A 24,559-nucleotide genomic window follows, 5' to 3' on the forward strand; every position below is an offset into this window, starting at 1 on the left:
TCCCTCGAACCCGGCCCAGGGCTACAGTGAGAGCGCAGTCTCTCAGGAAACGCTCAGAAAGGGTTCGGTCATGTCCACCGGTACCGGGGAGAAGTCCCTCACCAACACCGTCCGGGTCGCCCTCGGCGTCGTCGGCGCGATCGCGCTCATCTTCGGTCTGCTGATCCTCATATGGCCCGAGAAGACCTTCAGCGTCATCACCTGGATCCTCGCCGTCTACGCGATCATCGCAGGGCTGATCTACATCGGCCTCGGGGCGTTCTCGCGCGAGCGGGGCGGCTGGTCGCGGATCGGCTACATCGTGCTCGGCGTGCTGTTCGTCATCGCCGGCATCGTCGCCATCGCCAACATCGCCAGCGCCGCGAGCGTCCTGCTTCTCCTCGTCGGACTGATGATCGGCATCACCTGGGTGGTCGAAGGGATCGTCTCGCTGTCCACCCTCTCGGACACGTCGTCGAAGGGCTGGACGATCTTCTTCGCGATCATCAGCATCGTCGCCGGTGTCGTGGTGATGTTCGCCCCCATCTGGGGCGCCCTCATCGTCTGGCTGTTCTTCGGCATCTCGCTGGTGATCCTCGGGATCATCCAGATCGTCCGCGCCCTCCGCTTCGGTCGCGCCTGACGCGCGCCCAGGACCCCGGCGGTCGTCCGCTCAGCCGACCGGCAGGTGGCGCGCCCACCACTCGATCACGGCGTCGAAGCGCTCGACCCGGTGGCGGGGCTGGCCGCTGCGGGTGAGCTCGTGGTTCTCGCCGGGGAAGACGAGCATCTCGCTCGGCACCCCCGCCCGGGTGAGAGCGGAGTAGTACCGTGTCGCCTGCTCGAGCGGACAGCGATGATCGGCCTCGGCGTGCATCACGAGCGTCGGCGTCCGCACCTGCCCGGCGACCTCCATCGGACTCTGCGCGGCGATGAGCTCGCGATCGGCGCCGACGTACTCGTCGCCGAAGAACGAGCCGATGTCGCTGGTCCCTTGGAAGGAGATCGGCTCGAGGAAGCCGCGCTCGACGATGGCCGCACGGAAGCGGTGGTCGTGCGCGATGATCCATGCGGTGAGGTAGCCGCCGTACGATCCCCCCATGATGCCCAGCCGGCCGGAATCGAGGGCGGCGTCGGACTCGAGAGCGCCGTCGAGGAAGTCGATGACGTCGTGATGGTCGACCGTGCCCATCGCCTGACGGATGGCACGCCCGTGCGCCCGTCCGTAGCCGGCCGATCCCCGCGGGTTGCAGTAGACCACGGCGTACCCCGCGTCGACGAGGACCTGGGTCTCGTCGAAGAGATGGATGCCGTAGCTGGCATAGGGTCCGCCGTGGATCTGGAGGACGACGGGGAACGGCCCGTCCCCGTCGGGCCGGGCGACCCAGCCGTGCACGGGGTAGCCGTCGCGACCGCGGACGGTCAGCTCGCGCGGCGTCACGATCCCCGTCGCGGCCGCCGACGCGCCGAAGGCGGTCAGCACCCGAGGCTCCCCGGGCCCGGCGAGGACGAGCTCGCCGAACGACTCGGGGGTGGCGACGGCGGCGACCACGACGGATCCGGATGCCGCGTGGCCGAGCACTTCACGGTCGCCGCCGACGACCTCGGTGGCCGATCCGTCGCGTGAGACGCGGACAAGCCGGACCCGTCCGCGACGCCGGTCCTGCACGAGGAAGGCATCGCCGGCCGGCGTGACGTGGCTTCCGACCTCGCCGAGGTCGACGGTCTCGGGGTCGGTGAGGATTCGCGCCTCTCCCTCGCCGATCACATACAGCGCCGTACCGGGAGCGACGAAGTCCGTTCCCGTCGCCCCCACATCGGAGGCCAGAGCGACCACCGTGCCGTCGTCCGCGACAGCGAGGCCCGACACGGAGAGGTTCGCGTCGGTTCCCAGCACGTCGCGGCGCCCCGCACCGTCGAGGCGATGCGCGACGACGGGGGTGCGCAGGTCTCGGCGATCGGTCTCGATGCGATCGGGAACGGCGAGGACCTCTTCTCCCGCGATCGCGAGCGTCGACCAGCTGAGCTCGCCCTCGGTCAGTGCACGCGCGGTCGCGGCGACCGCGCGTCGCGTCGGCGCCTGATCGCCGCCCTGCACCGCGGGCGCGGGCTCGTAGAACGGCTCGCTGTCGACCTCGGGCGCCGGGATCACGAAGATCTGCGCCGGACGATCGGCGAGGTAGCCGAGACCGTTGGCGTTCCAGCGGATGCCGGTGATCCGTCGCGGCGCCTCAGCGGCGGCATCCAGTCCTTCGACCGTGCCGTAGCGCCCCTGCTCGGGCATCCGCGCGGTGTAGGCCAGTGAGCGTCCGTCGGCGGTCCACACGACCTCACCGACGCCCAGCGGAGCATCGGTGGCCTGCACCGGATCGCCGCCGCCCGCCGCGACCACGAAGGCCTGCGCGCGTCCCTTCGCGTCGGGGCGGAGGAAGGCCAGGCGGGTGTCGTCGGGAGAGAGCACGGGCGAGGTGTCGAGGACTCCTCGCGTCATGCGGCGCGGAGCGCCGTCTGGCAGATCGATCCGCCACAGCTGGCCGACCGTCCTGTTGGCAGGGACGTCGGGGCGACTGACGGAGAAGACCACGAATTCGCCGTCCGACGAGAGTGCGGGCCGCCCGACGCCGAGGAGCTTCTGGATGTCGGTGGGGCTCATGGCTCACGCCCCCGCGAAGGAAGCGGTGTCACCCACCAGCCGGGTGTTGCCCTCGGGGATCGGATCAACGGCGGCCCGCGCCACCTCGGCGGCGAATTCCGACACGTTGTACAGCCGCCCCGCCGAGTCGCGTCGCGAGGCGATGGCCCCGGGGTTCGCGCGCTCGAGGAGCGTGGCGGTGATGGTGCCCTCGATCATGTCGCCCGAAACGACGACGAAGTCCACGCCGCGCTCGGCGAGCATCGGGATGCGCTCCCGCAGGGCGTCCTCGCCGGCGCGCTTGGACAGCGCGACCTGCTCGTACTCGGGCATCGTCGGCGTCGTGCGGATGAAGTGGGCCTGGTGGCTGGTGACGAAGACGACGCGGGCTCCGTCACCGAGGAGCGGGATGGCGGTCTCGAGCACCGACACCTGGGCGTCACGATTGAGGCGGAGCGCATAGTCCTCCGCCATGCCGGCCTCCATGCCGCCCGACGCGTTCAGTACGAGGACGTCGAGCCGACCGAACTCGCGCTCGACCTCGGCGAACATCGCCTGCACCGAGGCGGGGTCGGTCAGATCGGCCCCGACCACCAGCACCCGCACGCCGAGCTCGCGCAGCTGGGTGGCGAGCTTCTCGGCGCGCGGGGCCTTATTGCGGTAGTTGATGACGACGTCGGCTCCCGCTTCGGCGAGGAAGCGGACGGTGTCGGCGCCGATCCCGCGGGAGGATCCGGTGACCAGGGCGGTCTTCCCCGCCAGCGATCCGGAAGCAAGGGTCTGAGACATGTGAGGCGACTCCTGTGATGACGCACCGCGGGATGCCGCGGCAGGGCCCTCCGGCCCCCTGAACCCTATCAACGCCGATGCGTCGGACTGCGGTGTTAGGGTGGCCGTCAAGGCCGAGGAGGAGCCGCGATGCTGCCGGATCTCACGCAATATCTCTGGATCGCGTGGCTGGTGTTCGCGGGCATCTTCATCATCATCGAGCTGCTCACGCTCGAGTTCACCTTCCTCATGCTCGCGGCGGGGAGCGTCATCGGCGGCCTCGGCGTCAACCTGCTGGGTGGACCGTGGTGGCTGCAGATCGCAGCGGCTGCGGCGATCTCGGGGCTGCTCCTGTTCACCATCCGTCCCCTCCTGCTACGACTGCTCCATCGCGGCGAACCGGCGAGGACCAACGTCGATGCCCTCTACGGCATGGGCGGACGCGTCGTGGCCGCTTTCGTCGATGGCGAAGGCGGCTCGGTGCGCCTGGACAACGGCGAGACCTGGACGGCGCGCCTGGCGCCCGGGGCGGACTCCCCCGGTGTCGGCATCCGCGTCACCGTCGACCGCGTCCTCGGCGCCACCGTCGAAGTGAGTCCCGCCACCACCCCGTCAGCGGAAGGAAGCACCCCGTGATCGACCTCGGCGCATTCATCGGTCAGATCTTCATCATCGTCCTGCTCGTCGTCCTGGCGATCTTCGTCGTCGTCGTGCTGTTCCGATCGATCCGGATCATCCCGCAGGCCTACGCAGGCATCGTCGAGCGCCTCGGCCGGTACCAGCGCACCCTCCAACCGGGTCTTAACCTCCTCGTGCCGTTCGTCGATCGTCTGCGACCGCTCGTGGACATGCGCGAGCAGGTGGTGTCGTTCCCGCCGCAGCCAGTGATCACAGAGGACAACCTCGTGGTCTCCATCGACACCGTGGTGTACTTCCAGGTCAACGATGCGCGGGCGGCGACGTACGAGATCGCGAACTACCTCAGTGCGGTGGAGCAGTTGACCACGACGACGCTGCGCAACGTCGTCGGCGGGCTCAACCTCGAAGAGGCGCTCACCAGCCGTGACAACATCAACGGCCAGCTCCGCGTGGTGCTCGACGAGGCGACCGGCAAGTGGGGTCTGCGCGTCTCGCGGGTCGAGCTGAAGGCCATCGATCCGCCGACCTCCATCCAGGACTCGATGGAGAAGCAGATGCGCGCCGAACGCGACCGCCGCGCGGCGATCCTCACGGCCGAGGGCACCAAGCAGTCCCAGATCCTCGAAGCCGAGGGCCGGCGCCAGGCCGAGATCCTGCGCGCCGAAGGCGACAAGCAGGCGGCGGTGCTCCGCGCGCAGGGTGAGGCCGAAGCCATCGAGATGGTGTTCGGTGCCATCCACGCCGGCGAGCCCGACGACAAGCTGCTGGCGTACCAGTATCTGCAGACCCTGCCGAAGATCAGCGAGAGCCCGTCCAACAAGCTGTGGATCATCCCGAGCGAGTTGACCGAGGCGCTCAAGGGCATCGGGAATGCGCTGGGCGGCCGCGACGAGGGCGGGTCGGCGACCGGCTCTCCGAAGCGGCCTACGACGGCCGCGCGTCGTGCCGAGTACTCCGCGGCGTCGGATGCGGCCGTGGCGGCCGCGCGCGAAGCCGCGTCGGATGCGGACGCGATCGCCAACGAGGCCCGGTCCACGACACCGGGGGCGATCCGCTCCGACGACGCCGCCCCGGCCGAAGGCGGGGCCGGCTCTGCCTGACCCGAAGCACCCGTGGTTCCAGGCGTCGGAGACGCCGCGCGTGCTGGCCCACCGCGGTCTGGTCCCCGAAGAGTCCACGGATCTCGTCGAGAACTCGTTCGCCGCGGTGGCCGCGGCTCACGCCGCGGGGGCGACCTACGTCGAGTCCGACTGCCACCTCACCCGCGACGGCGAGGTGGTGCTCTTCCATGACGACGACCTGCAGCGCGTCGCGGGGGATCCGCGCGCGGTCGCCGAGGTGACCATCGCCGAACTGTCCGAGCTGATGGCCGGCCTCGGAGGCCTGCTGACCCTCACCCAGGCCCTGGAGTCCTTCCCGACGGTGCGGTTCAATCTGGACGTCAAGGCGGCCGCCGCGGCCGGGCCAGTGGGGCGCCGCGTCGCACCGCACGCCGAGCGCGTGCTCCTCACGAGCTTCTCCGACGACCGCCGCCGCGCCGCGCTGCAGGCCGCTGCGGATGCCGGCGCGCCCATGCGACCGGCCACCTCGGCCGGCACCGGGACCATCACCCGACTGCTCCTCGCGTCCGGGCTCCGGGCGCGACGCACCGTCGCCCGCCTCCTCTCCGACGTGGACGCCCTGCAGGTGCCGGAGCGACGGGGACGTGTGCCGATCGTCACCCCCCGCTTCATCGAGGATGCGCACCGTCATGGCGTCGAGGTGCACGTGTGGACGGTGAACGACCCGGCCGACATGCATCGACTCCTGGACCTGGGCGTGGACGGGCTCGTGACCGATCGCGCCGACGTCGCGCTCCCGCTCACGGCTCGACGCGCCTCCTGATCGCCGGCCGAAGGGCCTGAGCATCGGCTGTGAAAGCCGCTCAGGGCCCCGGGCTTCGGATGATCCGCCCAGGCGAGGGCGTTATACCTGATCAGCGACGGAAGGACCACACAATGGCAGACCGCAGTCTTCGCGGCATCCGACTCGGCGCCCAGAGCCTACAGAGCGAAGAGGGCGTCGTGTTCCATGAACGCGTACAGCACATCTATTCCTGCACGTCCTGTGGACGTGACACCACGTTGACCTTCGCGGCCGACGCCGAAGTCCCCCAGGCCTGGGAGTGCCGCACCTGCGGCTCCGAGGCCCTGCTCCGCATCGGCGAGGGAACCGCGACCGTCGATCACAGCGACGAGAAGGCACCCCGTACTCACTGGGACATGCTTCTCGAGCGCCGTACGATCCCCGAGCTCGAAGAGCTTCTGGAGGAGCGTCTGGCTTTCGTCCGCGCCCGCCGCGGCGCGGCAGACGACACCTCGAAGGGCAAGCTCAGCGCCTGATCAGGCACTGACGTCCCTGTCGACGCCGGTCTCCTCGCAGGCCGGCGTCTTCGTCTGTGTGCGCCGCCCCCGGACCCGCAGGAGGATGCCGACCCCGGCGAGGGCCAGAAGACTGCCCCACCCGAGGAGCACCTGCACCGCCGGGCCGATCATGACCGCAGGCGTGAGCCCCGTGCGCAGCGGGACATCCTCGAGCAGATGCCCGGCCGTACCCGCCGGGAGGCTGTCGATGGTCGCGCCATCCGGACCGATCACCTGGCTGGTTCCCACGGTGGACAGATTGACCACCGAACGCCCGGTCTCGATCGCCCGCATCCGCGCGAACGCGAGCTGCTGCAGGTTCTCGTCGGTGTCGCGGAAATCGGCGTTATTCGTCTGGAAGACGTAGAACTCCGCTCCGTCGCGGGCCCCTTCCCAGATGACGGCGTCGTAGATCACGTCGAAGCAGATGGCCAACCCGACCCCCACGCCGTCGACGTCGATGAAGGGTGGATTGTCGCCGGGCGTGTACTCCCGCTGGATGAGTCCCACGAGGTCGGGGACGATGCGTTCGAAGAACCAGCGGTCGGGGACGTACTCCCCCATGGGGACCGGGTTCCGCTTATCGTGGAACGCCACCGGGTTCTCCGACCCCGCCTCCCACAGCATCGACGTGTTGAACGTCTGCGCGCCCCGGTCGGTCGCAGCATTGACGAGCAGCGGTGCCTCGAACTCCTCGGCGAGGGCGTCGAGGGTCGCCGCGGTGGTGGCGTCCTGCAACGGGTCGTAGTCGATCCCGCCCTCGGGCCACACGAGCAGGTCGAGATCCTCTCCCGCCAGCGGGGCGGTCGCCTCGAGCTGGGCGTTCAGGATCGCGTACTGCGTGCGTTCGTCGAAGTACGCCGACGGGCCGTTGCCCTGCACCGCTCCCACGCGGAGATCTCCCGACGGGGTCGTGGGGAAGGCGGGGACCGCGATGAGCAGCACGACGGCGACGGTGGCGGGGAGCGCGGTGCGGAGGTCGCGGATGCGGCCGAGCCGCAGCCATTCGACGACCGCGGCCGTGGCGGCGACCATCAGGAACGTCAACCCCGCGACACCCGTCCACGACGCGATGTCGGCGAGAGGACTCTCGGACTGGCTCATCCCGATCCGCGCCCAGGGGAACCCCGTGTACGGCCAGGACCCCATGAACAGCTCACGAGCGGTCCACAGCCCCGCGACGAGGATCGGGAGCACGATCAGCCGTGACAGGGTCCCGGGCATCGCCCGCGGCAGCCAACGGTAGGCGAGGGCGATCGGCACGGCTCCGACGGCCATGAGGATCGCCTCCAGCCCCGACAGCGCCAGCCAGGGGATCGGCCCGAGGTACCGGGTGATCCAGATGATGTGGATGAGGGAGAACGAGGCGCCGAAGACGAAGCCGACGAAGACAGCGCCGCCGATGCTCCGGCCGATGAGGGACACGAGGGCGAACGCCACGCCGACGAAGGCGAACGGCCACCACCCCACGTCGGGGAAGGCGAGGTCGAGAACAGGTCCGGCGACGGCGGCGGTGAGCGCGGCCGCCCACAGCGGGAGGAGCGGCCCCTGCGCCACGCGCGCCGCAGGCGCGGCGCTCATACCGACGAGTGCGCGACGATCCCGCGCCGCACCGCATCCAGCGCCGAGCGCGCGGTCCGTCCCACCTCGGTGTCGGCGACGATCGAGAGCTGATCGAGCAGGTCGATCGTCTGCTTCGCCCAGCGCACGAAGTCGCCGGCGGCCATGTCGGCCTCATCGAGCACCCGGTCGAGCATGCCCCCGCGCGCCCAGGTGTGCATCGCCAGGGCGAGGCCACCGGAGGGGGGCTCCGATCCCGGCAGGTGGTGCTCCCGCTCGAGGTCGTCCAGACGCTGCCACAGCGTGAGCGTCTCGGCGAAGACCGGCCGGAAGGCGCCCCGCGGCAGGGCGTTCTCTCGGCCGTCCTCGCGGCGCGGCTCGAAGACGAGGCAGCAGGCAAGGGCCGCCAACGACGCGGCATCCAGCCGGTCCCACAGGTGGAGGCGGAGCGACTCCGCGACGAGCAGGTCGCGCTCGCCGTAGATGCGCCTCATGCGGCGCCCCTCGGCGGTGAGGCGGGTGTCGCCGGACGGGTCGATCTCGACGTAATCGAGGGCGCTGAGCACGTCGACGACGCGGTCGAACACCCGGGCGACCGTGCCGGTGCGGCTGTCGATCTGACGGCGCATCCGCTGCACGTCCCGATCCAGGCGGTGATAGCGCTCCCCCCACCGGGCGTGACTCTCGCGGTCCGGGCAGGAATGGCAGGGGTGACGCTGCACGCGCTTGCGGAGGGAGGCGAGCTGACGTTGCCGGCTCTCTCGCAGGCCACGCGGCGCCGTGGCATCCCTCCGATTGATCTTCTCCAGGTCGCTCAGTTCGCGGCGGATCCCCGCATACTCCACGAAATCGCCGCGATCGCAGGCCATCGCCGTCGCATATCCGGCCAGCGACTCCTCCGCCTCCTTCACCTGTCGCGCGAGACCCACCACCGCGCGGTCGGCCTGGAACTGGGCGAACGAGGACTCCAGCACCTCGCGTGCCCGGGGCCTGCCGAACTGATCGATCAGGTTCACGGCCATGTTGTAGGTGGGGCGGAAGCTGGAGTTCAGCGGATAGGTGCGCCGTGACGCCAGGGCCGCGACCTGCTGCGGATCCATCTGCTCGGTCCACTGGATGACCGCGTGACCCTCGACGTCGATGCCGCGGCGCCCCGCACGCCCCGTGAGCTGCGTGTACTCCCCGGCGGTGATGGCCACGCGCGCCTCGCCGTTGAACTTCTCGAGCTTCTCGAGCACGACGGTGCGGGCGGGCATGTTGATCCCGAGGGCCAGGGTCTCGGTGGCGAAGACCGCCTTGACCAGCTTGCGCTGGAACAGCTCTTCCACGACCTCCTTGAAGGCAGGCAGGAGCCCGGCGTGATGCGCGGCGACACCGCGCTCGAGGTTCTCCCGCCACTCCCAGAACCCCAGCACGGCGAGATCCTCGTCACCGAGGGTGCGGGTGCGCTCGGCGACGATCTCGCGGATGAGGTCGCGCTCCTCGCGGCTGGTGAGTCGGAGGCCGGCCCGCCGCACCTGCTGCACGGCAGCGTCGCAGCCGGCGCGACTGAAGATGAAGAAGATCGCCGGCAGCAGGTTGCTGCGCTCGAGAAGGTGCACGACGTCGGGGCGGTCGATGCGCTCGATGCTGCGCATGTTGGAGGGCCGCACCGGTCGCACCCCGCCGCGCGGCGGCCGACGACGGTTTGGATCGTTGCGCGCCTGCTGGGCCCGGCGGTTGTTCTCGAAGGCGGCGCCTTTGAACGAGCGCAGCCGCATCAGCTCCTGGTTGACCTGGGCGGTCGCCACCCCCGCCCGGTCGTCGAAGAGCGGCAGGAGATCGCCGCGCACGAGCACGTGCTGCTCAAGCGGGACGGGCCGGGTCTCTGACACGATGACCTCGGTGTCGCCGCGGACCGTGTCGAGCCAGTCGCCGAACTCCTCGGCGTTCGAGACCGTCGCGGACAGCGAGACCAGTCGCACGCTCCGAGGGAGGTGGATGATGACCTCTTCCCAGACCGCACCCCGGAAGCGATCGGCGAGGTAGTGCACCTCGTCCATGACGACGTAGCGCAGACTCCGCAGCGCCGGGGAGTCGGCGTACAGCATGTTGCGCAGCACCTCGGTGGTCATCACCACGACGCGGGCGTTGCCGTTGATGTTCGTGTCGCCGGTCAGCAGGCCGACCTCGTCGGGACCGTACTCGTCGACGAGCTCGCGGTACTTCTGGTTGGACAGGGCCTTCATCGGCGTCGTGTAGAACGCCTTGTCGTCGGGCTCGCGCATCGCGAGGTGGATGGCGAACTCCCCGACGATCGTCTTGCCCGCGCCGGTCGGGGCGGCCACGAGGACGCTCCGCCCCTCCTCCAGCGCCCGGCAGCTCTCGATCTGGAACGGATCGAGGTCGAACGGCCGCGAGGCGGCGAAGGCGGTGGTGACCGGGTGCCCACGCTGCTCACGGGAGGCCGCGGCCGCGCGGGCGTACCGCTCGGCCGGCGACGGCCGCGTCATCAGCGGGCCCCGGGCGGCGTCATCCGCTCGCCCCGGGCGGCAGCAGTGCGGCGTCGCGGCGGGAGCGACGGTGGTCGAACAGCAGAGAGAGCCCTGCGGCGGCGAAGAAGAGGACGACGAGGATGCCGGCGAGCATGAGCATGCTCACCACGTCGGCGGCGGGGGTGGCGAGGGCGGCGAAGATCGTCGCGACGAGGACCGCCACCCGCCAGCCCTTGAGGATCGCGCGTCCGCTCATGACACCGGCGATGTTGAGCGCGACGAGAAAGACCGGGAGGACGAAGGATATCCCGACCACGATCAGCAGCTTGAAGACGAAGTCGTAGTAGTAGGTCGCGTCGAAGAAGGAGGCGGCCCCCTCGGGGACGAACGTCGACATCAGCTCCACGATGTGCGGCATGATCAGCAGCCCGACGTAGGCACCGGCGAAGAACAGTGGAACGGCCGACGCGACGAATCCGACGGTGTAGCGGACCTCTTTTCGGGTGAGCCCGGGCATGACGAACGCCCAGATCTGCCACAGCCAGATCGGCGCCGAGAGGAGGAGGCCGATCGCGAAGGACATGCGCAGGCGCAGATCGAAGGCCGAGGTCACCGTGGTGAACATCAGCTCGACCGCGGCCTGCTCCCCCTTGACCTCGGCCACCTGCTGGATCGGCAGGGTGATGAGGCGGATCACCGGATCGGTGATGAAGAAGGCGACCACCATCCCCACGATGAGCGCCAGCACGGCGATCATCAATCGCTTGCGGAGCTCGAGGATGTGCGCTCCCAGCGACATGCGACGATCGCGCCGCGGCTCGCTGTCGTCGGTGCGCGCGCGTTCGGCCGTAGCCACGGCCGATCAGGTGGTTTCGGACGACCTGCCCGGGGACGCGTCACGTGACGCGGCGGGCGAGGTGGGAGAGGCCGTCGGCGACGATGTGTCGCCGGAAGGGACATCCTCTTCCTTCATCGCCTTCATCTCGCCCTTGAAGACGCGGGCGGACTGACCGACGCTCTTGGCGAGAGCCGGGAGCTTGGCCGCCCCGAACAGCAGCAGGATGACCAGGAGCACGACGAGGAAGTGCCAGCCGGTGAGGTTTTGGAACACGATGGGCTCCGTCGCTAGGGGTCAGGAGTTCCAGTCTAACCCGCGGTCCCCGCCGACCGGCCGGTCACGGGTCGGCGCGTTCGGTGTACTGGGCGAGGCCGGCACGCGCCCAGTCGGCCGCGGCGCGGCGAGCCCCCTCGGGCGCGACGATCTCGACGATCCCGCCGCGCCGCGCCGCGAGGCGGCGGAGAGTCGTCTCGTCGGCGACGCGCAGGGTGGCCACGGCCTCGTCACCGTCGCGCACGACCGTCGCGCGATCGACATAGTCGCCCAGGAGCGGCGCCAGCGATGCGCGGAAGCGGACGTCGACGATGACCTCGCCGCCGCCGTCCGCCGGATCGAACCAGCCCGGCGCGGCGTCTTCGCTGTGGGTACTCGGGATGTCGGTGATCCGCAGATCGCTCACCCGGTCGAGGTGGAACGTGCGCATCGCCTGGCGCAGATGGCACCATCCCTGGAGGTACCACTGGCCGTCGGCGATGTGCACCTTGACCGGGTCGACCGTGCGGGCAGTCGGCGCGGATTCGGGCGCCTTGTAGGTGAAGGTGACGGCGACCCGCTCGCGCAGGGCGATCGCCACCGCCTCGCGCACGTCGTCGACGGGGCTGGGAGCGACGATGACATCGGCCGGTTTGGCCGAGGCTCCCTGGGAGAGCTTGGCGAGCAGGCCGCTGTAGATCGCACTGTCGCCGACCCCCGGTATGGCGCGTGCGAGCTGGAGTCCCGCCAGCAGCGCCGCGGCCTCGCGCGCCGTCAGGCGCGGGGAGCGCTCGAGGCCGACGGAGTGGGTGATGGCGATGAGGTCGCGGGTGTCGAGGAGGTCCCAGTCGATGTCGAACAGGTCGTTCGCCATCTGCCAGTAGCCTCGCTCGCCGGGAAGACCGATGACGGTGAGCTTCTGCACCATGTCGCGCATCTCGTCAGGGGTGACGTCGAACTCGGCGGCCGCCTCGACGATCGACACCTCGCCCTTGCTGATCAGATAGGGCACGAGCTGCAGGATGAGCGCGGCCCGATCGGTGGCGACGAGGGGTCGACGCGCGCTCACGACGAGACCCCCGGTGCTCCGTCGTGGCGGTCGAGGGCTGCGCGGAGGCGGGCGACGACGAGCGCGCGGAGGGCGTCCGGAGCGACGACCCGCACCTCGGGTCCGTAGGAGGCGAGCTCGTCGGCGAAGACGTGGGCGTCGACGTAGGGCACGTGGATGCCCTGACCGGCCGGACGACCACGGCGGGCGAGGCGGAGCGCGGCCTCCGTCCCGGGATCGACCTCGAGGTGGGCGAGCTGGCGCTCGGCGAGCGCGTGGAGCTCGGCGAGCGCCCTCTCCCCCGCGCCGTCGCGCAGCTCCGGGTCGAAGGTGTCGCGGGTGACGGCGACGTCTCCGACGATGCGGCTGAGCAGGAAGGTGCGATCGGCGTCGAGGTTCAGATCGTGACCGAAGACGTGCCACCGGGCCTCGTACTCGAGGAGCGCCAGGGGCCGGATGCGACGCAGCCGTTCGCTGTCGTCGCCGGGACGCAGGTAGGGGAAGGTCACCACGCGGCTCTGCTCGATGGCGCGCTGCAGCACGGGGAACGAGGGCTCCCTCGCGCTGATGCGCGGCGAGTACCCGATGATCGGCTCGTCGACGTCGATGCCGAGAGCGCGGATCTTGCGCAGGCCACTGCGCGCCTCGGCCGACAGCGACCCCTCGCTCCACACCTCGCCGGCCAGATTCAGCAGCGCCAGTTCGGCAGGGGTGAAGACGATGTGCTCGGGGAGGGCGTACTCGGACTTCGGGACGCGGTACCGTGCGTCCCGCAGATCATCGGGATCGGCGAAATCACCGATCGTCTCGATCGGGACGCCGAGACCGCGGAGGTTCTCCTTGTCCCGTTCGAACATCTTCTCCAGCGCATCCTTCGACGCCCCGGATTCGGTGTGCTCGCGATAGCCCGAAACCGACCGGAGGATGGTGTCCTTCGTCAGTCCCTGCTCCGTGGCCATGAGGGCGACCACGAGATTGACCAGGCGCTCCTCCGGCGGATTCTTCGTAGGGGTGTTCGCCGGCACCCCCTCATCCTAGGCCGCGGAAGGCCCCGGTCCGGAAGGGGCGGAGGTCAGGAGACTTCGTCGAGTCCCAGGATGTCCACGACGAACACCAGCGTCGCCCCGCCCGGGATGCTCCCCTGGCCGGCATCTCCGTAGCCCTGATCCGGCGGCACGACGATCATGACCTGGGATCCGACCGTCTGACCCTCCAGGCCCGCGGCGAACCCGGGGACGACGTCCTCGAGGGAGAACGAGACGGGCGCCTGTCCCCAGGACGAGTCGAACACCGTCTTGTCGTCCCACAGCACGCCGGTGTAGGCGACGCGCACCGGAACGTCGCCGGTCACCTCGGGGCCGTCACCGCGGATGAGCGTCTCCACGACGACGTCGCCGGGGGGTGCGGCGTCCGGGACGATCACGCCGGGCGTGCCGTCGGCGGCTCGGACGACCGAGGGGAGGTTGAAGCCGGCGTTGAACTGCAGCGCTCCTGCCGCCCGCGGGAGGTAGGCCTTCCGCACGTCGACGACCGCGACGGCCGACTCGTCCTCGCCGAGCCCGATGCTCGCCGCCGCCTCCGGCAGGATGTCGCCGGGGGCGAGACCCACGACCACGCGCGACCCTTCGGTGGCGCACTCCAGCGCGTCTTCCAGCGCGGGGATCGGGGTGTACCACTGCGACATCGGCGCCACCCGGGCGATGTCGTCGTCGTACGGGGTCTGGATGAGCACCTCGCCCGTCTCGCCGCTGACGATCGTGACGTCCAGCAGGGCCGCCTGCTCGGTCTCGGTCAGCGCCGCTCCGCCCCCCGACTCGAGGTCGGTGTGCGCGGTGGAGCGGACCTGGAACGGCGTGTACAGCTCGACCTCGGGAGCGCTTCCCGGCTCCCCATCCACGGTCACGAGGTCATCGAGAGACGATCCGGATGACGCGGGCCGGTCGCATCCCGCCTCGGGGACGCTGGTGCATCCGACCAGGGTCAGCGCGGACAGGCCGACGACGGCGAGCAGAGCGGGGAGTTTTCGCACCCGGCTAGTTTAGGCGGACCCCTGGGTGCCCCCTGTGCGTGCGTCGGCGGCGCGCTGCGCCTCGCGCACCCGCTTGCGCAGATTCTTGTCGGTGATCTCGCGGTCGCCCACGGCCCCCGGCGTCCACAGCTCCACGTCCTCGTCGCCGTAGCTGGACTTCGACGCCCGGCGCTTGCGCTCGGGGAGCACGGCACCCGGAGCGAGGCGCCGGGCTGTCAGCAGGAACCCGGTGTGCGCGACCATCCGGTGATCGGGGCGGACGGCGAGCCCCTCGACGTGCCACCCGCGCACCATCGTCTCGTTGGCCTCGGGCTCGGTGAAGAGCCCCGTGCCGCGGATGTACTCGGCGACCCGGCTCAGCTGGGTGGCCGTCGCGACGTAGCAGACGACGACACCGCCGGGCACGAGCGCGTCGGCGACGACGTCGATGCAGTCCCAGGGAGCGAGCATGTCGAGGACGACCCGATCGACCGTGCCGTTCTCGAGAGTGGTGGGGAGAGCCTCGGCCAGATCGCCGACGACGACCCGCCAGGCGGGCGGCTCCTCGCCCAGGAAGGTGGCGACGTTCGCGCGCGCGACCTCGGCGAAGTCCTCGCGCCGCTCGAAGGAGACCAGGCGCCCCTCCGGGCCGATCGCGCGGAGCAGCCACAGCGCCAGCGCGCCGGAGCCGACGCCGGCCTCGACGACGGTCGCGCCGGGGAAGATGTCGGCGTCCGCGACGATCTGCGCGGCATCCTTCGGGTAGACGATGGCCGCCCCCCGGGGCATCGACATGACGAAGTCGCGCAGAAGCGGTCGGAGGGCGAGATACTCGTGACCCCCGCTTCCCACGACGACGGAACCGTCGGGCATGCCGATGATGTCGCGGTGCGCGAGCACCCCGTGGTGGGTGTGCAGCTGGCCGTCCTCACGCAGGGTGACCGTGTGCAGCCGCCCCTTCGGCCCGGTCAGCTGCACCCGCTCGCCGACGCGGAACGGCCCGCTCCAGCGACCGCTCATGCGCGAGCCGCCCCTCGGGCCAGTCGCGCAACGTGGAAGGCCTCCACGTCCGCCGCGGTGCGCCCCTCCAGGCTCTCCCAGATCGTGTGCGCGCCGGCCCCGGCCAGCGAGACCATGAGCGGCACACCGATCACCGAGGCCCCCGACGCGACGGCCGAGCGGAGCCCATTGGGCGAGTCCTCGATCGCGACGGTCTGGGACGGGGCGACGCCGAGGACCTCGCAGGCCTGCAGGTAGGGGTCGGGGAAGGGCTTGGGACGAGTGGCGTCGTCGCCGGCGATGACGACGTCGAACGCGTCGAAGTCGATGAGGTCCACCACAGTGGTGGCCATGCGCCGCATCGACATCGTCACCAGCGCCGTCTTGATGCCGCGGTCCCTGAGATCGCGCAGCAGCTCTCTGGCACCGGGGCGGAACGGCACGCCCGTGACGGCGAGCTGTCGCATCACCTCGTCCGTCAGGTGGTCGATGATCTCGCGGACCCCCATGCGGACACCCGCATCCTGGAAGATGCGCGCCGAGTCCTCCAGGCCGAGCCCCACCAGGCCGAGCGCCTGCTCGTGGGACCAGGTTCCCCCGAAGCTCTCGACCAGCGGGGTCTCGGCGGCCATCCAGTAGGGCTCGGTGTCGACCAGTGTGCCGTCCATGTCCCAGAGGACGGCGGCGAGGGAGGGGGAATGCACCGGTCAAGGCTACCGGGCGCCCCCGTCCGGACCGTACGGCGCCTATCCTGGGTAGCAACCCGCGCCGGCGGGCCGAGGGAGGTCCTGTGGAGGGTCTGGGACGCAGGGTGATCGTCGCGGCGTTCGACGGATGGAACGACGCGGGAGAGGCCGCGTCGTCGGCCCTGTCGCAGATCCGCGGGACGGACGGCTTCGAACCGGTCTTCTCGGTCGACCCCGAGCTGTACTTCGACTATCAGTACACCCGCCCGCAGGTGTCGATCGACGGCGAGGGGCGCAGACGCCTCGCGTGGCCGGAGACGACCCTCCTGCGACCGGTTCGCAAGACGCGCGGCACGCAGCTCTGGCTCCTCACCGGGGTCGAGCCGGCCCGCGCGTGGCAGGCCTTCGCGGCCGAGATCGTCGACGCGGCGCTGCGCGAGGACATCACCGGTTTCGTCGCGTTGGGATCGATGATGTCGGACGTGCCGCACACACGCCCGATTTCCGTGTTCGCCGGAAGCGACAACGAGCAGCTGCGGCAGACCCTCGAACTGGAGAAGAGCACCTACGAGGGGCCGGTCGGCATCCTCAGCGTGCTGGCGCACGCGGCCGAAGCCGCCGGCATCCCCACCGCGAGCCTCTGGGCGAGCGTGCCCCACTACGTCGCGGGCCACACGCCGTCGCCGAAAGCCACGCTGGCGCTCCTGGACCGCCTGGAGGACCTCACCGGCGCGCAGGTTCCGCGCGGCGATCTCTCCACCGAGGCAGCCGCCTGGGAGGCCTCGATCGACGCGGCCGCGGCGGACGACGAGGAGATGACCGAGTACATCCGTCAGCTCGAGCGCACCCGCGACACGTGGGATTCTCCCGAGGCCTCGGGAGACGCCATCGCGCAGGAGTTCGAGCGCTACCTGCGGCGCCGTGGCGACGGACCGAGCAAGCCCGGACGGGACGACCCCCGACGGTCGTGAGCAGTGCGGTCCGTGATCAGTACGGCTGCAGCACACCCACCGACAGCAGCACGATCAGCACGATGCCGAGCATCACGCGGTAGATCACGAACGGCAGGAAGCTCCCGCGCTTGAGGTAGCGCATGAGGAACGCGATCACCGCGAGTCCCACACCGAACGCGACCACCGTCGCCACGGCCGTGTCGAACTGACCGTACAGACCGCCGGGCTCTTCGAAGCTCTGCAGCAGTTCGTAGAAGCCGCTGCCGAACACCGCGGGCACGGCCAGCAGGAAGGCGTACTCGGCCGCGGCGGGGCGGGTGTATCCGAGGGCGAGCCCGAGCGTGGTGGTCGCGCCCGAGCGCGACACTCCCGGGACGAGGGCGAGCGCCTGGGCGAATCCGAGGGCGAGGCCGTGCGGATAGGTCAGATCGCTCAGCTCCCGCCGACGCGCGCCCCAGCGGTCGGCGGCGCCCAGCAGCAGACCGAAGACGATCAGCACGATCGCCACGAGCCAGAGGTTTCGGAAGGTGTCGCGGATGACGTCCTGCAGGAGGAATCCGAGCACGCCGATCGGGATCGTACCGATGATGATCAGCCAGCCCATGCGGGCATCGGGGTCGTTCCGCGGGACGCGTCCCGCGAGGGACTGCGCCCACCGCGAGATGATCCGCACGATCGTCTTCCAGAAGTAGAGCAGGACGGCGGCTTCGGTTCCGATCTGGGTGATCGCGGTGAAGGTGGCCCCGGGGTCCTCTGCGGAGGGCAGGAACTCCCCCACGATGCGCAGGTGCGCGCTGGAGGACACCGGGAGGAATTCGGTGAGGCCCTGAACGATGCCGAGGAAGATCGCCTCAATGAGCTGCATGTGCGCCTTTCGGTGAGCAGTGACGGGGGGCGGCGCCGGTCAGCAGGTGCGCAGGAGATCGGTGAGCACCCGCTGACCGAACTCGAGTGCCGCGATCGGCACCCGCTCGTCGACGCCGTGGAACATACCGGTGAAGTCCAGATCGGCCGGCAGACGCAACGGTGCGAATCCGTAGCCGGCGATGCCCAGCTCGGCCAGAGCCTTATTGTCGGTGCCGCCGCCCATGAGATACGGGATGACGGGGGTTCCGGGGTCGTGCGCATCCAGCGCGCGCACCATCGCGTCGACGAGGTCCCCCCCGAACGGCACCTCCAGCCCGATGTCGCGGTGCACGACCTCCACCTCGACGTCGTCGCCGACGATGCGCTGGATGTCGGCGAGGGCGGCGTCCTCGGTGCCCGGAAGCACCCGGACGTCGATGAGCGCCTCTGCGCGGTCGGGGATCACGTTGTGCTTGTACCCAGCGGTCAGTCCGGTGGGGTTGGTCGTCGTCCGCAGCGTCGAGCGCAGGAACCCGGCAGCCGGGCCGGTCTCTGCGGCCAGCTCGTCGGGATCGCCGCCTGGACGCCCGGAGAGCTCGCCGAGCGCCGACACCAGCTGGGCCGTCGTGTCGGTCAGCGTCACCGGCCAGGCGGTGCGGCCGAGGGAAGCCACCGCTTCGGCGAGGCGGGTCACGGCGTTGTCGGGGTGGAAGCTGCTGCCGTGCGCGGCGCGGCCTCGGGCGATGAGCCGAATCCACACCAGCGCCTTCTCGCCCACCTGCAACAGGTAGGCACGGCGGTCGGCGACGGTGATGGAGTAGCCGCCGACCTCGCTGATCGCCTCGGTCGCTCCGGCGAACCACTCCGGTCGATCGCGCACGACGAGTTGCGAGCCCTCGATGCCGCCGTTCTCCTCGTCGGCGAAGAACACCAGCACGAGGTCGCGTCGGGGCCTCTCCCCCGCGCGCAGCAGGTCGGCGACCGAGGCGAGGATCATTGCGTCCATGTCCTTCATGTCCACCGCTCCGCGACCCCAGAGCATCCCGTCGCGCACCTCACCCGCGAACGGGTCGACGCTCCAGTCCTCGGCGACGGCGGGGACCACGTCGAGGTGACCGTGGAGCACGAGGGCGGGTCGATCGGGATCGCGTCCCGGCACGCGCGCCATGACATTCGTGCGCCGATCGATCGGCTCGTAGAAGTGGGGCTCGAGACCCAACGATTCCAGGAACGCCCCGACGTACTCGGCTGCCTCGCGCTCACCGCGGGATCGCCCGCCGCCGTAGTTCGTGGTGTCGAAACGGATGAGGTCTCGGGCGATGCGGGCGACTTCGGGGAGGTCGGATCCGGGCGTCGGCATGCGGACTAACCTACCTGTCCGTCGTGTCCGCCATTTTTCGACCGTGCGCGACCTCGACGACGCCGCGACCGCCGCCCGGCGCACGAGCGGCCCCGCGGACGTGGTAATGTCGATCCTCGGTTGCACGACCGAAACACCCATGCGCGGGTGGCGGAATAGGTAGACGCGCTAGCTTGAGGTGCTAGTGCCCGTATAGGGCGTGGGGGTTCAAGTCCCCCCTCGCGCACAGAGAGAAAACCCCCGGTTCGCCGGGGTTTTTCTCGTTCCTCAGGTCAGCCCATGGAGACGCCGAAGACGAGTCCGAGGATGTAGGTGACCGCCGCGGCGGCGTAGCCGATGGCGAGCTGCCGCAGCGCGCGGCGCAGCGGCGGGCCCCCGGAGAGCAGACCGACCATGGCGCCCGTGGCCAGGAGGGCGACCCCCACGAGCACCAGAGCCAGGACCATGGCGGCCGTTCCCGAGAGGCCGAACAGCCACGGCACGAGGGGGATGACGGCGCCGGAGGCGAAGAAGAGGAAGCTCGACAGGGCAGCCCCCCAGTCGCGCCCGACGACGTCGTGGCCCTCGACCTCCTCGGCGGCGCGTCGGTAGGGGACGCTCCGATCGGCGTCGCGGGCCTCTCCGACGACCGCCCGCGCCCGCGCCCGCGCATCAGCCTCCGACATCCCGCGGGTGCGGTAGACCAGTGCCAGCTCGTTGGCGTCCAGGTCGAGGTCGGGGAGGACGTGGTCGGCGTCGTTGTTCGGCTCGGTGGCGGCGAGGAGCTCGCGCTGCGATCGCACCGACACGAACTCCCCCGCCCCCATCGACAGCGCGCCCGCCAGCAGGCCGGCGACGCCGCTGAAGAGGACGAAGGACGGGGCGACGCCGGTTGCGCCGATGCCCATCACGAGAGCCATGTTCGAGACCAGGCCGTCGTTGGCGCCGAACACCGCGGCGCGGAAGGATCCCGACAGCCTCCGCCGCCCCCGGGCGGCGAGCCCGCGCACGACCTCCTGGTGGATGCGCTCATCGGCCGCCATCGTGGCCGAGGCGAACGGCTCGGCGTCGTACGGCGACCGCGCCTCGGCCCGCTGCGCGAGCGCGAGGACGAAGATCGAGCCGAAGCGGCGCGCGAGGACCGCCAGCACTCGGGTGCGCAGATCGGGTCGGGGCAGCCGATCGGGCTCACCGCCGAGCATCTCGAGCCAGTGCGCCTCATGACGGCCCTCCGCCTCGGCGAGGGCGAGCAGGATGTCGCGCTCCTCCCCCTCGCGACGTGCGGCCAGCTCACGGTAGACCTGCGCCTCCGCGCGTTCGTCGACGAGGTACTGCGCCCAGCGGCGGCGGTCACGGGCGGTGATGGGGCGGGGAGCGGCAGGGGCGTCGGCGGGCACGCGGAATCAACCTCTTCTCAGGGCGTGGGGGGCACCTCCACGCTAGCCATCGACACCTTCCGAGTCGTTGTCGGAACGGGGATTGCCAGCATTTCGGACCGCCGAACCCCCACCGTTCGTCACGACCGGATGCGCGCCCGCAGCACGTCGATCCGCGCCTGCAGCTGGGCCACGGTGGCGTGAGAGACGGCAGGTCCGCCGCAGATGCGCCGGAGCTCCGCATGGACGGCGCCGTGCGGCTCTCCGCTCTGCCGCGCATAGAGGCCCACGAGACTGTTCAGAAGCTGGCGCTGCTCCTTGAGCGTCCGGTGCAGAGGTGCCGGCGGTGCGGGTGCGGTGGGTTCGGACCCGGTCGCGGCAACGGCCTCTCGGACCTTCCGATGACGGCTCTGCCGTGCCTGACGCTGGATTAAGAGCTCGTGGACGTGCTCGGGCTCGAGAAGCCCCGGAAGACCGAGGAACTCCTCCTCCTCCGGGGTGCCGGGGACGGCCAGCTCGCCGAACTCCTTGCCGTCGAACATGACGCGATCGAAGTGGGCCGCCGACCCGAGCGCCTGGAAGGTGAATTCCTGCGTGAGCGCGTCGGAGGCCTTCTCCTCCCGCTCGGCGGCATCCATGAGGTCCTCTTCGGCATTCCACTCGTCGTCACCGTCGCTGTCACGATCCAGGGCGTGATCGCGCTGGCGCTCCAGTTCGTGCGCGAGCGCCAGCAGCTGCGGCACGTTCGGCAGGAACACGCTCGCTGTCTCGCCGCGCCGCCGGGCACGCACGAAGCGCCCGATTGCCTGGGCGAAGAACAGCGGCGTGGACGCCGAGGTGGCGTAGACGCCCACCGCGAGGCGTGGGACGTCGACGCCCTCGGAGACCATTCGCACGGCGACCATCCATCGCGACGTCCCCGCCGCGAAAGCCTCGATCCGCGCGGACGCCTCCGCCTCGTCGGACAGCACCACCGTCGGTCGCTCTCCGCTGAGGGACTCCAGGATCGCCGCGTACGCCCGGGCGGCGGTCTGATCCGTCGCGATGACGAGGCCCCCCGCGTCGGGCACCTGTTCGCGCACTTCGCTCAGTCGACGGTCGGCCGACCGGAGGACCGCGGGGATCCAGTCCCCCTCGGGGGCGAGCGCAGTGCGCCAGGCCTGCGAGGTGATGTCCTTCGTGTTGTCCTGACCGAGCTGGGCCTCCATCTCGTCGCCGGTCTTGGTGCGCCACCGCATCTGTCCGGCGTAGACGAGGAAGATCACAGGGCGCACGACACCGTCCTCCAGCGCCCGGCGGTAGCCGTAGGCGTAGTCGGTGCGGGAGATGCGGATCCCCTTGTCGTTCGGGTGGTACTCCACGAACGGAATGGGAGCGGTGTCGCTGCGGAACGGCGTACCCGAGAGCAGCAGACGACGTGTCGCCCGCCCGTACGCCTCACGGAGCGCGTCACCCCAGCTGAGCGCGTCGCCGCCGTGGTGGACCTCGTCGAGGATCACGAGCGTGCGCGCCGAATCGGTCAGGTGCTGGTGCACCGAGGGCTTCACCGCGACCTGCGCATAGGTCACGGCGACCCCGTGGTACTGCCGCGACGGAGCGACGAAGCGATTGCTGAACGCCGGATCGAGACGAAGCGAGACCCGCGCGGCGGCGTCGGCCCACTGCGTCTTCAGGTGCTCGGTGGGGGCCACGACGACCACGCGGTCGACGACCTGCCGCCGGAGGAGCTCGGTGGCCAATCGCAGCGCGAAAGTCGTCTTCCCCGCGCCCGGCGTGGCTGCCGCGAGGAAGTCCCTGGGGCCGGAGCCGCGACCGTCGGGGCCGTCGAGCGAGAAGTAGAGGTCCAGAGCCTCGGCCTGCCAGGCCCGCAGCCGCTGCGCGGTCCCCCACGGCGCCCGCTGCGGCCAGGTCGGCGACAGATGCTCGGCGGCGAAGCTGCCGAGGTGGATGTCCGTCTCGCCGGCGGTGGGGGTCGGAGCGGCCTCGTCCACAGCTCCCCCTTCCCGAACACGACGAGTCACCACGATAGACGACGCCCCGGACGCTACCCTCGACATGAGCCACGAGCCGAGGAAGCGCCATGTCGACCACCCCCGACCATCCGAGTCCCTATGCCGCCAACCACGAACTGCACCCCTGGCGGCGGTTCGTCGCCCTGGGCGATTCGTTCACCGAAGGCATCGGCGACCCCGAACCCGGCTCCCCCGGCGGGCACCGCGGCTGGGCCGACCGGGTGGCGGAGGTGCTCTCGCGGCAGGTGCCCGACTTCGCCTACGCCAACCTCGCGATCCGCGGTCGCCTGATCCGTCAGATCGTGGACGAGCAGGTCGAACCGGCTCTCGAGCTCAAGCCCGATCTCATCACGTTCTCGGCGGGCGGCAACGACGTCATCCGGCCAGGATCCGATCCGGATGTCGTGGCCGACATCTTCCACGATGCCGTGGTCCGGCTGTCGTCCTCCGGCGCGACGCTGGTGGTGTTCACCGGCATCGACACCAACTTCACGCCGGTGTTCCGCGGCATCCGCGGCAAGGTCGCCATCTACAACGAGAACATCCGCGCGATCGCCGAGCAGTACGACTGCATCGTCGCCGACCAGTGGGCTCTCAAGGAGGTGCAGGACATGCGCTTCTTCGACGACGACCGGCTGCACTACAACTCACTGGGGCATCACGAGGTGGCCCGCATGGTGCTCCGCACCCTCGCGGTGCCCAACGACCTCCACCCCATGGCCCCCGACCCTCTTCCGGTGCGCACCTGGCGTCAGGCGCGCACGAACGACCTGGTCTGGGCACGCGAGTACCTCGTTCCCTGGGTGCTGCGGCGCCTGCGGCAGCAGTCCTCGGGCGACGAGGTCGTACCCAAGCGCCCCGAGCCGCTGCCGATCATCCGCTCGACGGACGACGCCTGACCGGTGTCACTTCACGCCCCGCGTGAGCGCCCACAGGGCGACCGCGCTGGCTGCGGCGACGTTCAGCGAGTCGACACCACCGGACATCGGGATGGTGACCACCGAGCGGGCGTCGGCGAGACTTCGGCGCGAGAGCCCGTGTCCTTCACCGCCCAGCAGCAGCGCCACCCGGTCGGGCCGCTCACGGGCGAAGTCCTCGAGGGTCACCGCGTCGTCCGAGAGCGCGAGGGCCGCGACGTGGAAGCCGGCCGCGGCCAGCTCGGCGGCGCTCGATCGAGGATCGACCAGCCGCGTCCAGGGGACTTGGAAGACCGTTCCCATCGATACCCGGACGCTCCGGCGGTAGAGCGGATCGGCGCACCGGGGCGAGACGAGGACGGCATCGGCGCCGAGTCCGGCGGCATTGCGGAAGACGGCGCCGACGTTGGTGTGATCGACGATGTCCTCGAGGACGACGACGGTCCTCGCCCCCGCGACGGTCTCGGCGACACTCCGCAGTGCGGGACGGTGCATCGCGGCGAGGGCCCCGCGGTGCACGGCGTAGCCGGTGAGGGCCTCGGCCACGGCCGGCGAGACGACGAACACCTCGACCTCGGGGATCTCTGCCACCAGCGGCGCGATGTCGTCGATCCACGTGCGCTGCACCAGGATTGATCTCGGTCGATGCCCGGCGGCCAGGGCCCGGGCGATCACCTTGGCGGATTCGGCGATGTAGAGCCCCTCCCGCGGTTCGCGAACCCGCCGCAGAGCCACGTCGGTGAGGTCACGGTAGTCCGCGAGACGCTCGTCGCGCGGGTCGTCGATCTCGCTCAGCTGCATCCGTCCACTCTCTCGCACCCGCCTGTGCGT

Annotated in this window: 23 protein-coding genes and 1 tRNA gene; 8 read left to right on the plus strand and 16 right to left on the minus strand. The window is 70.5% G+C overall.

Features of this window, described 5'->3' with window-relative positions; genetic code table 11:
- Positions 1-70 precede the first annotated feature (70 nt).
- On the plus strand, positions 71-622 hold the full coding sequence (locus tag T9R20_RS10065; protein ID WP_322409181.1) for an HdeD family acid-resistance protein: 552 nt from the start codon (positions 71-73) through the stop codon (positions 620-622).
- Between the two features lie 30 nt (positions 623-652).
- Here T9R20_RS10065 and T9R20_RS10070 read toward each other — a convergent pair whose 3' ends face one another.
- Both T9R20_RS10070 and T9R20_RS10075 read right to left on the minus strand, forming a co-directional pair.
- Positions 653-2,632 (minus strand): S9 family peptidase, encoded by a 1,980-nt coding sequence (locus T9R20_RS10070; RefSeq protein WP_322409182.1) that lies wholly within the window; start codon positions 2,630-2,632, stop codon positions 653-655.
- Positions 2,633-2,635: 3 nt separating this feature from the next.
- The gene (locus T9R20_RS10075; RefSeq protein WP_322409183.1) at positions 2,636-3,400 is read right to left on the minus strand and encodes an SDR family oxidoreductase; all 765 of its coding nucleotides are present in this window, start codon (positions 3,398-3,400) and stop codon (positions 2,636-2,638) included.
- A gap of 129 nt (positions 3,401-3,529) precedes the next feature.
- Between T9R20_RS10075 and T9R20_RS10080 the strand changes: the two genes are divergently transcribed.
- The 4 genes from T9R20_RS10080 to T9R20_RS10095 all read left to right on the plus strand — a co-directional run bounded on the left by T9R20_RS10080 (position 3,530) and on the right by T9R20_RS10095 (position 6,399).
- The gene (locus tag T9R20_RS10080) at positions 3,530-4,015 is read left to right on the plus strand and encodes an NfeD family protein (protein ID WP_322409184.1); all 486 of its coding nucleotides are present in this window, start codon (positions 3,530-3,532) and stop codon (positions 4,013-4,015) included.
- Positions 4,012-5,118 carry an SPFH domain-containing protein gene (locus T9R20_RS10085; RefSeq protein WP_322409185.1) on the plus strand — a complete coding sequence of 369 codons (1,107 nt, stop codon included), beginning with the start codon at positions 4,012-4,014 and terminating at the stop codon, positions 5,116-5,118. Before T9R20_RS10080 ends, T9R20_RS10085 begins: the two co-directional genes overlap by 4 nt.
- 40 nt (positions 5,119-5,158) lie before the next feature.
- Entirely contained in the window at positions 5,159-5,902 is a 744-nt protein-coding gene (locus T9R20_RS10090; protein WP_322409186.1) for a glycerophosphodiester phosphodiesterase family protein, read from the plus strand.
- A 113-nt stretch (positions 5,903-6,015) separates the two neighbouring features.
- The gene (locus T9R20_RS10095; protein ID WP_124293134.1) at positions 6,016-6,399 is read left to right on the plus strand and encodes an RNA polymerase-binding protein RbpA; all 384 of its coding nucleotides are present in this window, start codon (positions 6,016-6,018) and stop codon (positions 6,397-6,399) included.
- Here the strand turns inward: T9R20_RS10095 and lnt are convergent, their stop codons facing one another.
- The 9 genes from lnt to T9R20_RS10140 form a co-directional block, all read right to left on the minus strand.
- Positions 6,400-8,001, minus strand: coding sequence for an apolipoprotein N-acyltransferase (gene lnt, locus T9R20_RS10100; protein WP_322409187.1), 1,602 nt, complete (start codon positions 7,999-8,001; stop codon positions 6,400-6,402).
- Entirely contained in the window at positions 7,998-10,472 is a 2,475-nt protein-coding gene (locus T9R20_RS10105; protein ID WP_322409188.1) for a DEAD/DEAH box helicase, read from the minus strand. Before T9R20_RS10105 ends, lnt begins: the two co-directional genes overlap by 4 nt.
- A 19-nt stretch (positions 10,473-10,491) precedes the next feature.
- Positions 10,492-11,253, minus strand: coding sequence for a twin-arginine translocase subunit TatC (gene tatC, locus T9R20_RS10110; protein ID WP_322409189.1), 762 nt, complete (start codon positions 11,251-11,253; stop codon positions 10,492-10,494).
- A gap of 63 nt (positions 11,254-11,316) precedes the next feature.
- Positions 11,317-11,565 carry a twin-arginine translocase TatA/TatE family subunit gene (tatA, locus tag T9R20_RS10115; RefSeq protein WP_322409190.1) on the minus strand — a complete coding sequence of 83 codons (249 nt, stop codon included), beginning with the start codon at positions 11,563-11,565 and terminating at the stop codon, positions 11,317-11,319.
- A 64-nt stretch (positions 11,566-11,629) separates the two neighbouring features.
- On the minus strand, positions 11,630-12,613 hold the full coding sequence (locus T9R20_RS10120) for a WYL domain-containing protein (protein WP_322409191.1): 984 nt from the start codon (positions 12,611-12,613) through the stop codon (positions 11,630-11,632).
- Positions 12,610-13,617 (minus strand): helix-turn-helix transcriptional regulator, encoded by a 1,008-nt coding sequence (locus T9R20_RS10125; protein WP_322409192.1) that lies wholly within the window; start codon positions 13,615-13,617, stop codon positions 12,610-12,612. The genes T9R20_RS10120 and T9R20_RS10125 overlap by 4 nt, the downstream gene beginning before the upstream one ends.
- A gap of 47 nt (positions 13,618-13,664) precedes the next feature.
- Positions 13,665-14,621 carry an FKBP-type peptidyl-prolyl cis-trans isomerase gene (locus T9R20_RS10130; RefSeq protein ID WP_322409193.1) on the minus strand — a complete coding sequence of 319 codons (957 nt, stop codon included), beginning with the start codon at positions 14,619-14,621 and terminating at the stop codon, positions 13,665-13,667.
- Between the two features lie 9 nt (positions 14,622-14,630).
- Entirely contained in the window at positions 14,631-15,620 is a 990-nt protein-coding gene (locus T9R20_RS10135; RefSeq protein ID WP_322409194.1) for a tRNA (adenine-N1)-methyltransferase, read from the minus strand.
- Positions 15,617-16,303, minus strand: coding sequence for an HAD family phosphatase (locus T9R20_RS10140; RefSeq protein WP_322409195.1), 687 nt, complete (start codon positions 16,301-16,303; stop codon positions 15,617-15,619). Before T9R20_RS10140 ends, T9R20_RS10135 begins: the two co-directional genes overlap by 4 nt.
- A gap of 86 nt (positions 16,304-16,389) precedes the next feature.
- On the opposite strand from T9R20_RS10140, the gene T9R20_RS10145 reads away from it, so the two are divergent.
- On the plus strand, positions 16,390-17,256 hold the full coding sequence (locus tag T9R20_RS10145) for a PAC2 family protein (protein ID WP_322409196.1): 867 nt from the start codon (positions 16,390-16,392) through the stop codon (positions 17,254-17,256).
- Between the two features lie 16 nt (positions 17,257-17,272).
- On the opposite strand, the gene T9R20_RS10150 is transcribed toward T9R20_RS10145, so the two are convergent.
- Positions 17,273-18,103 carry an undecaprenyl-diphosphate phosphatase gene (locus T9R20_RS10150; RefSeq protein WP_322409197.1) on the minus strand — a complete coding sequence of 277 codons (831 nt, stop codon included), beginning with the start codon at positions 18,101-18,103 and terminating at the stop codon, positions 17,273-17,275.
- A gap of 39 nt (positions 18,104-18,142) precedes the next feature.
- Positions 18,143-19,444, minus strand: coding sequence for a M20/M25/M40 family metallo-hydrolase (locus tag T9R20_RS10155; RefSeq protein ID WP_322409198.1), 1,302 nt, complete (start codon positions 19,442-19,444; stop codon positions 18,143-18,145).
- A gap of 141 nt (positions 19,445-19,585) precedes the next feature.
- On the opposite strand from T9R20_RS10155, the gene T9R20_RS10160 reads away from it, so the two are divergent.
- A tRNA-Leu gene (locus T9R20_RS10160) sits at positions 19,586-19,670 on the plus strand.
- Between the two features lie 46 nt (positions 19,671-19,716).
- On the opposite strand, the gene T9R20_RS10165 is transcribed toward T9R20_RS10160, so the two are convergent.
- Together T9R20_RS10165 and T9R20_RS10170 are read right to left on the minus strand one after the other, a co-directional pair.
- Positions 19,717-20,820, minus strand: a complete 1,104-nt coding sequence (locus T9R20_RS10165; protein WP_322409199.1) for a VIT1/CCC1 family protein — start codon at positions 20,818-20,820, stop codon at positions 19,717-19,719.
- Between the two features lie 119 nt (positions 20,821-20,939).
- A complete protein-coding gene (locus T9R20_RS10170) occupies positions 20,940-22,748 on the minus strand; it encodes a DEAD/DEAH box helicase (RefSeq protein ID WP_322412155.1) in 1,809 nt (602 codons plus the stop codon).
- A gap of 131 nt (positions 22,749-22,879) precedes the next feature.
- Here T9R20_RS10170 and T9R20_RS10175 point away from each other — a divergent pair, with 131 nt between their 5' ends.
- The gene (locus tag T9R20_RS10175; protein ID WP_322409200.1) at positions 22,880-23,710 is read left to right on the plus strand and encodes an SGNH/GDSL hydrolase family protein; all 831 of its coding nucleotides are present in this window, start codon (positions 22,880-22,882) and stop codon (positions 23,708-23,710) included.
- A gap of 6 nt (positions 23,711-23,716) precedes the next feature.
- On the opposite strand, the gene T9R20_RS10180 is transcribed toward T9R20_RS10175, so the two are convergent.
- Positions 23,717-24,529, minus strand: a complete 813-nt coding sequence (locus tag T9R20_RS10180; protein ID WP_322409201.1) for an RNA methyltransferase — start codon at positions 24,527-24,529, stop codon at positions 23,717-23,719.
- Positions 24,530-24,559: the final 30 nt, after the last annotated feature.

This window comes from Microbacterium invictum, from assembly GCF_034421375.1.
GTDB classification, from domain to species: Bacteria; Actinomycetota; Actinomycetes; order Actinomycetales; family Microbacteriaceae; genus Microbacterium; species Microbacterium invictum_A.

Bases quoted from the DNA above. Each gene is read 5' to 3' on its own strand.
- T9R20_RS10065 (WP_322409181.1), top strand. From the start codon at position 71: ATGTCCACCGGTACCGGGGAGAAGTCCCTCACCAACACCGTCCGGGTC.
- T9R20_RS10105 (WP_322409188.1), bottom strand. From the start codon at position 10,472: ATGACGCGGCCGTCGCCGGCCGAGCGGTACGCCCGCGCGGCCGCGGCC.
- lnt (WP_322409187.1), bottom strand. From the start codon at position 8,001: ATGAGCGCCGCGCCTGCGGCGCGCGTGGCGCAGGGGCCGCTCCTCCCG.
- T9R20_RS10135 (WP_322409194.1), bottom strand. From the start codon at position 15,620: ATGAGCGGTCGCTGGAGCGGGCCGTTCCGCGTCGGCGAGCGGGTGCAG.
- T9R20_RS10080 (WP_322409184.1), top strand. From the start codon at position 3,530: ATGCTGCCGGATCTCACGCAATATCTCTGGATCGCGTGGCTGGTGTTC.
- T9R20_RS10155 (WP_322409198.1), bottom strand. From the start codon at position 19,444: ATGCCGACGCCCGGATCCGACCTCCCCGAAGTCGCCCGCATCGCCCGA.
- tatC (WP_322409189.1), bottom strand. From the start codon at position 11,253: ATGTCGCTGGGAGCGCACATCCTCGAGCTCCGCAAGCGATTGATGATC.
- T9R20_RS10070 (WP_322409182.1), bottom strand. From the start codon at position 2,632: ATGAGCCCCACCGACATCCAGAAGCTCCTCGGCGTCGGGCGGCCCGCA.
- T9R20_RS10175 (WP_322409200.1), top strand. From the start codon at position 22,880: ATGTCGACCACCCCCGACCATCCGAGTCCCTATGCCGCCAACCACGAA.
- T9R20_RS10150 (WP_322409197.1), bottom strand. From the start codon at position 18,103: ATGCAGCTCATTGAGGCGATCTTCCTCGGCATCGTTCAGGGCCTCACC.
- T9R20_RS10180 (WP_322409201.1), bottom strand. From the start codon at position 24,529: ATGCAGCTGAGCGAGATCGACGACCCGCGCGACGAGCGTCTCGCGGAC.
- T9R20_RS10075 (WP_322409183.1), bottom strand. From the start codon at position 3,400: ATGTCTCAGACCCTTGCTTCCGGATCGCTGGCGGGGAAGACCGCCCTG.
- T9R20_RS10095 (WP_124293134.1), top strand. From the start codon at position 6,016: ATGGCAGACCGCAGTCTTCGCGGCATCCGACTCGGCGCCCAGAGCCTA.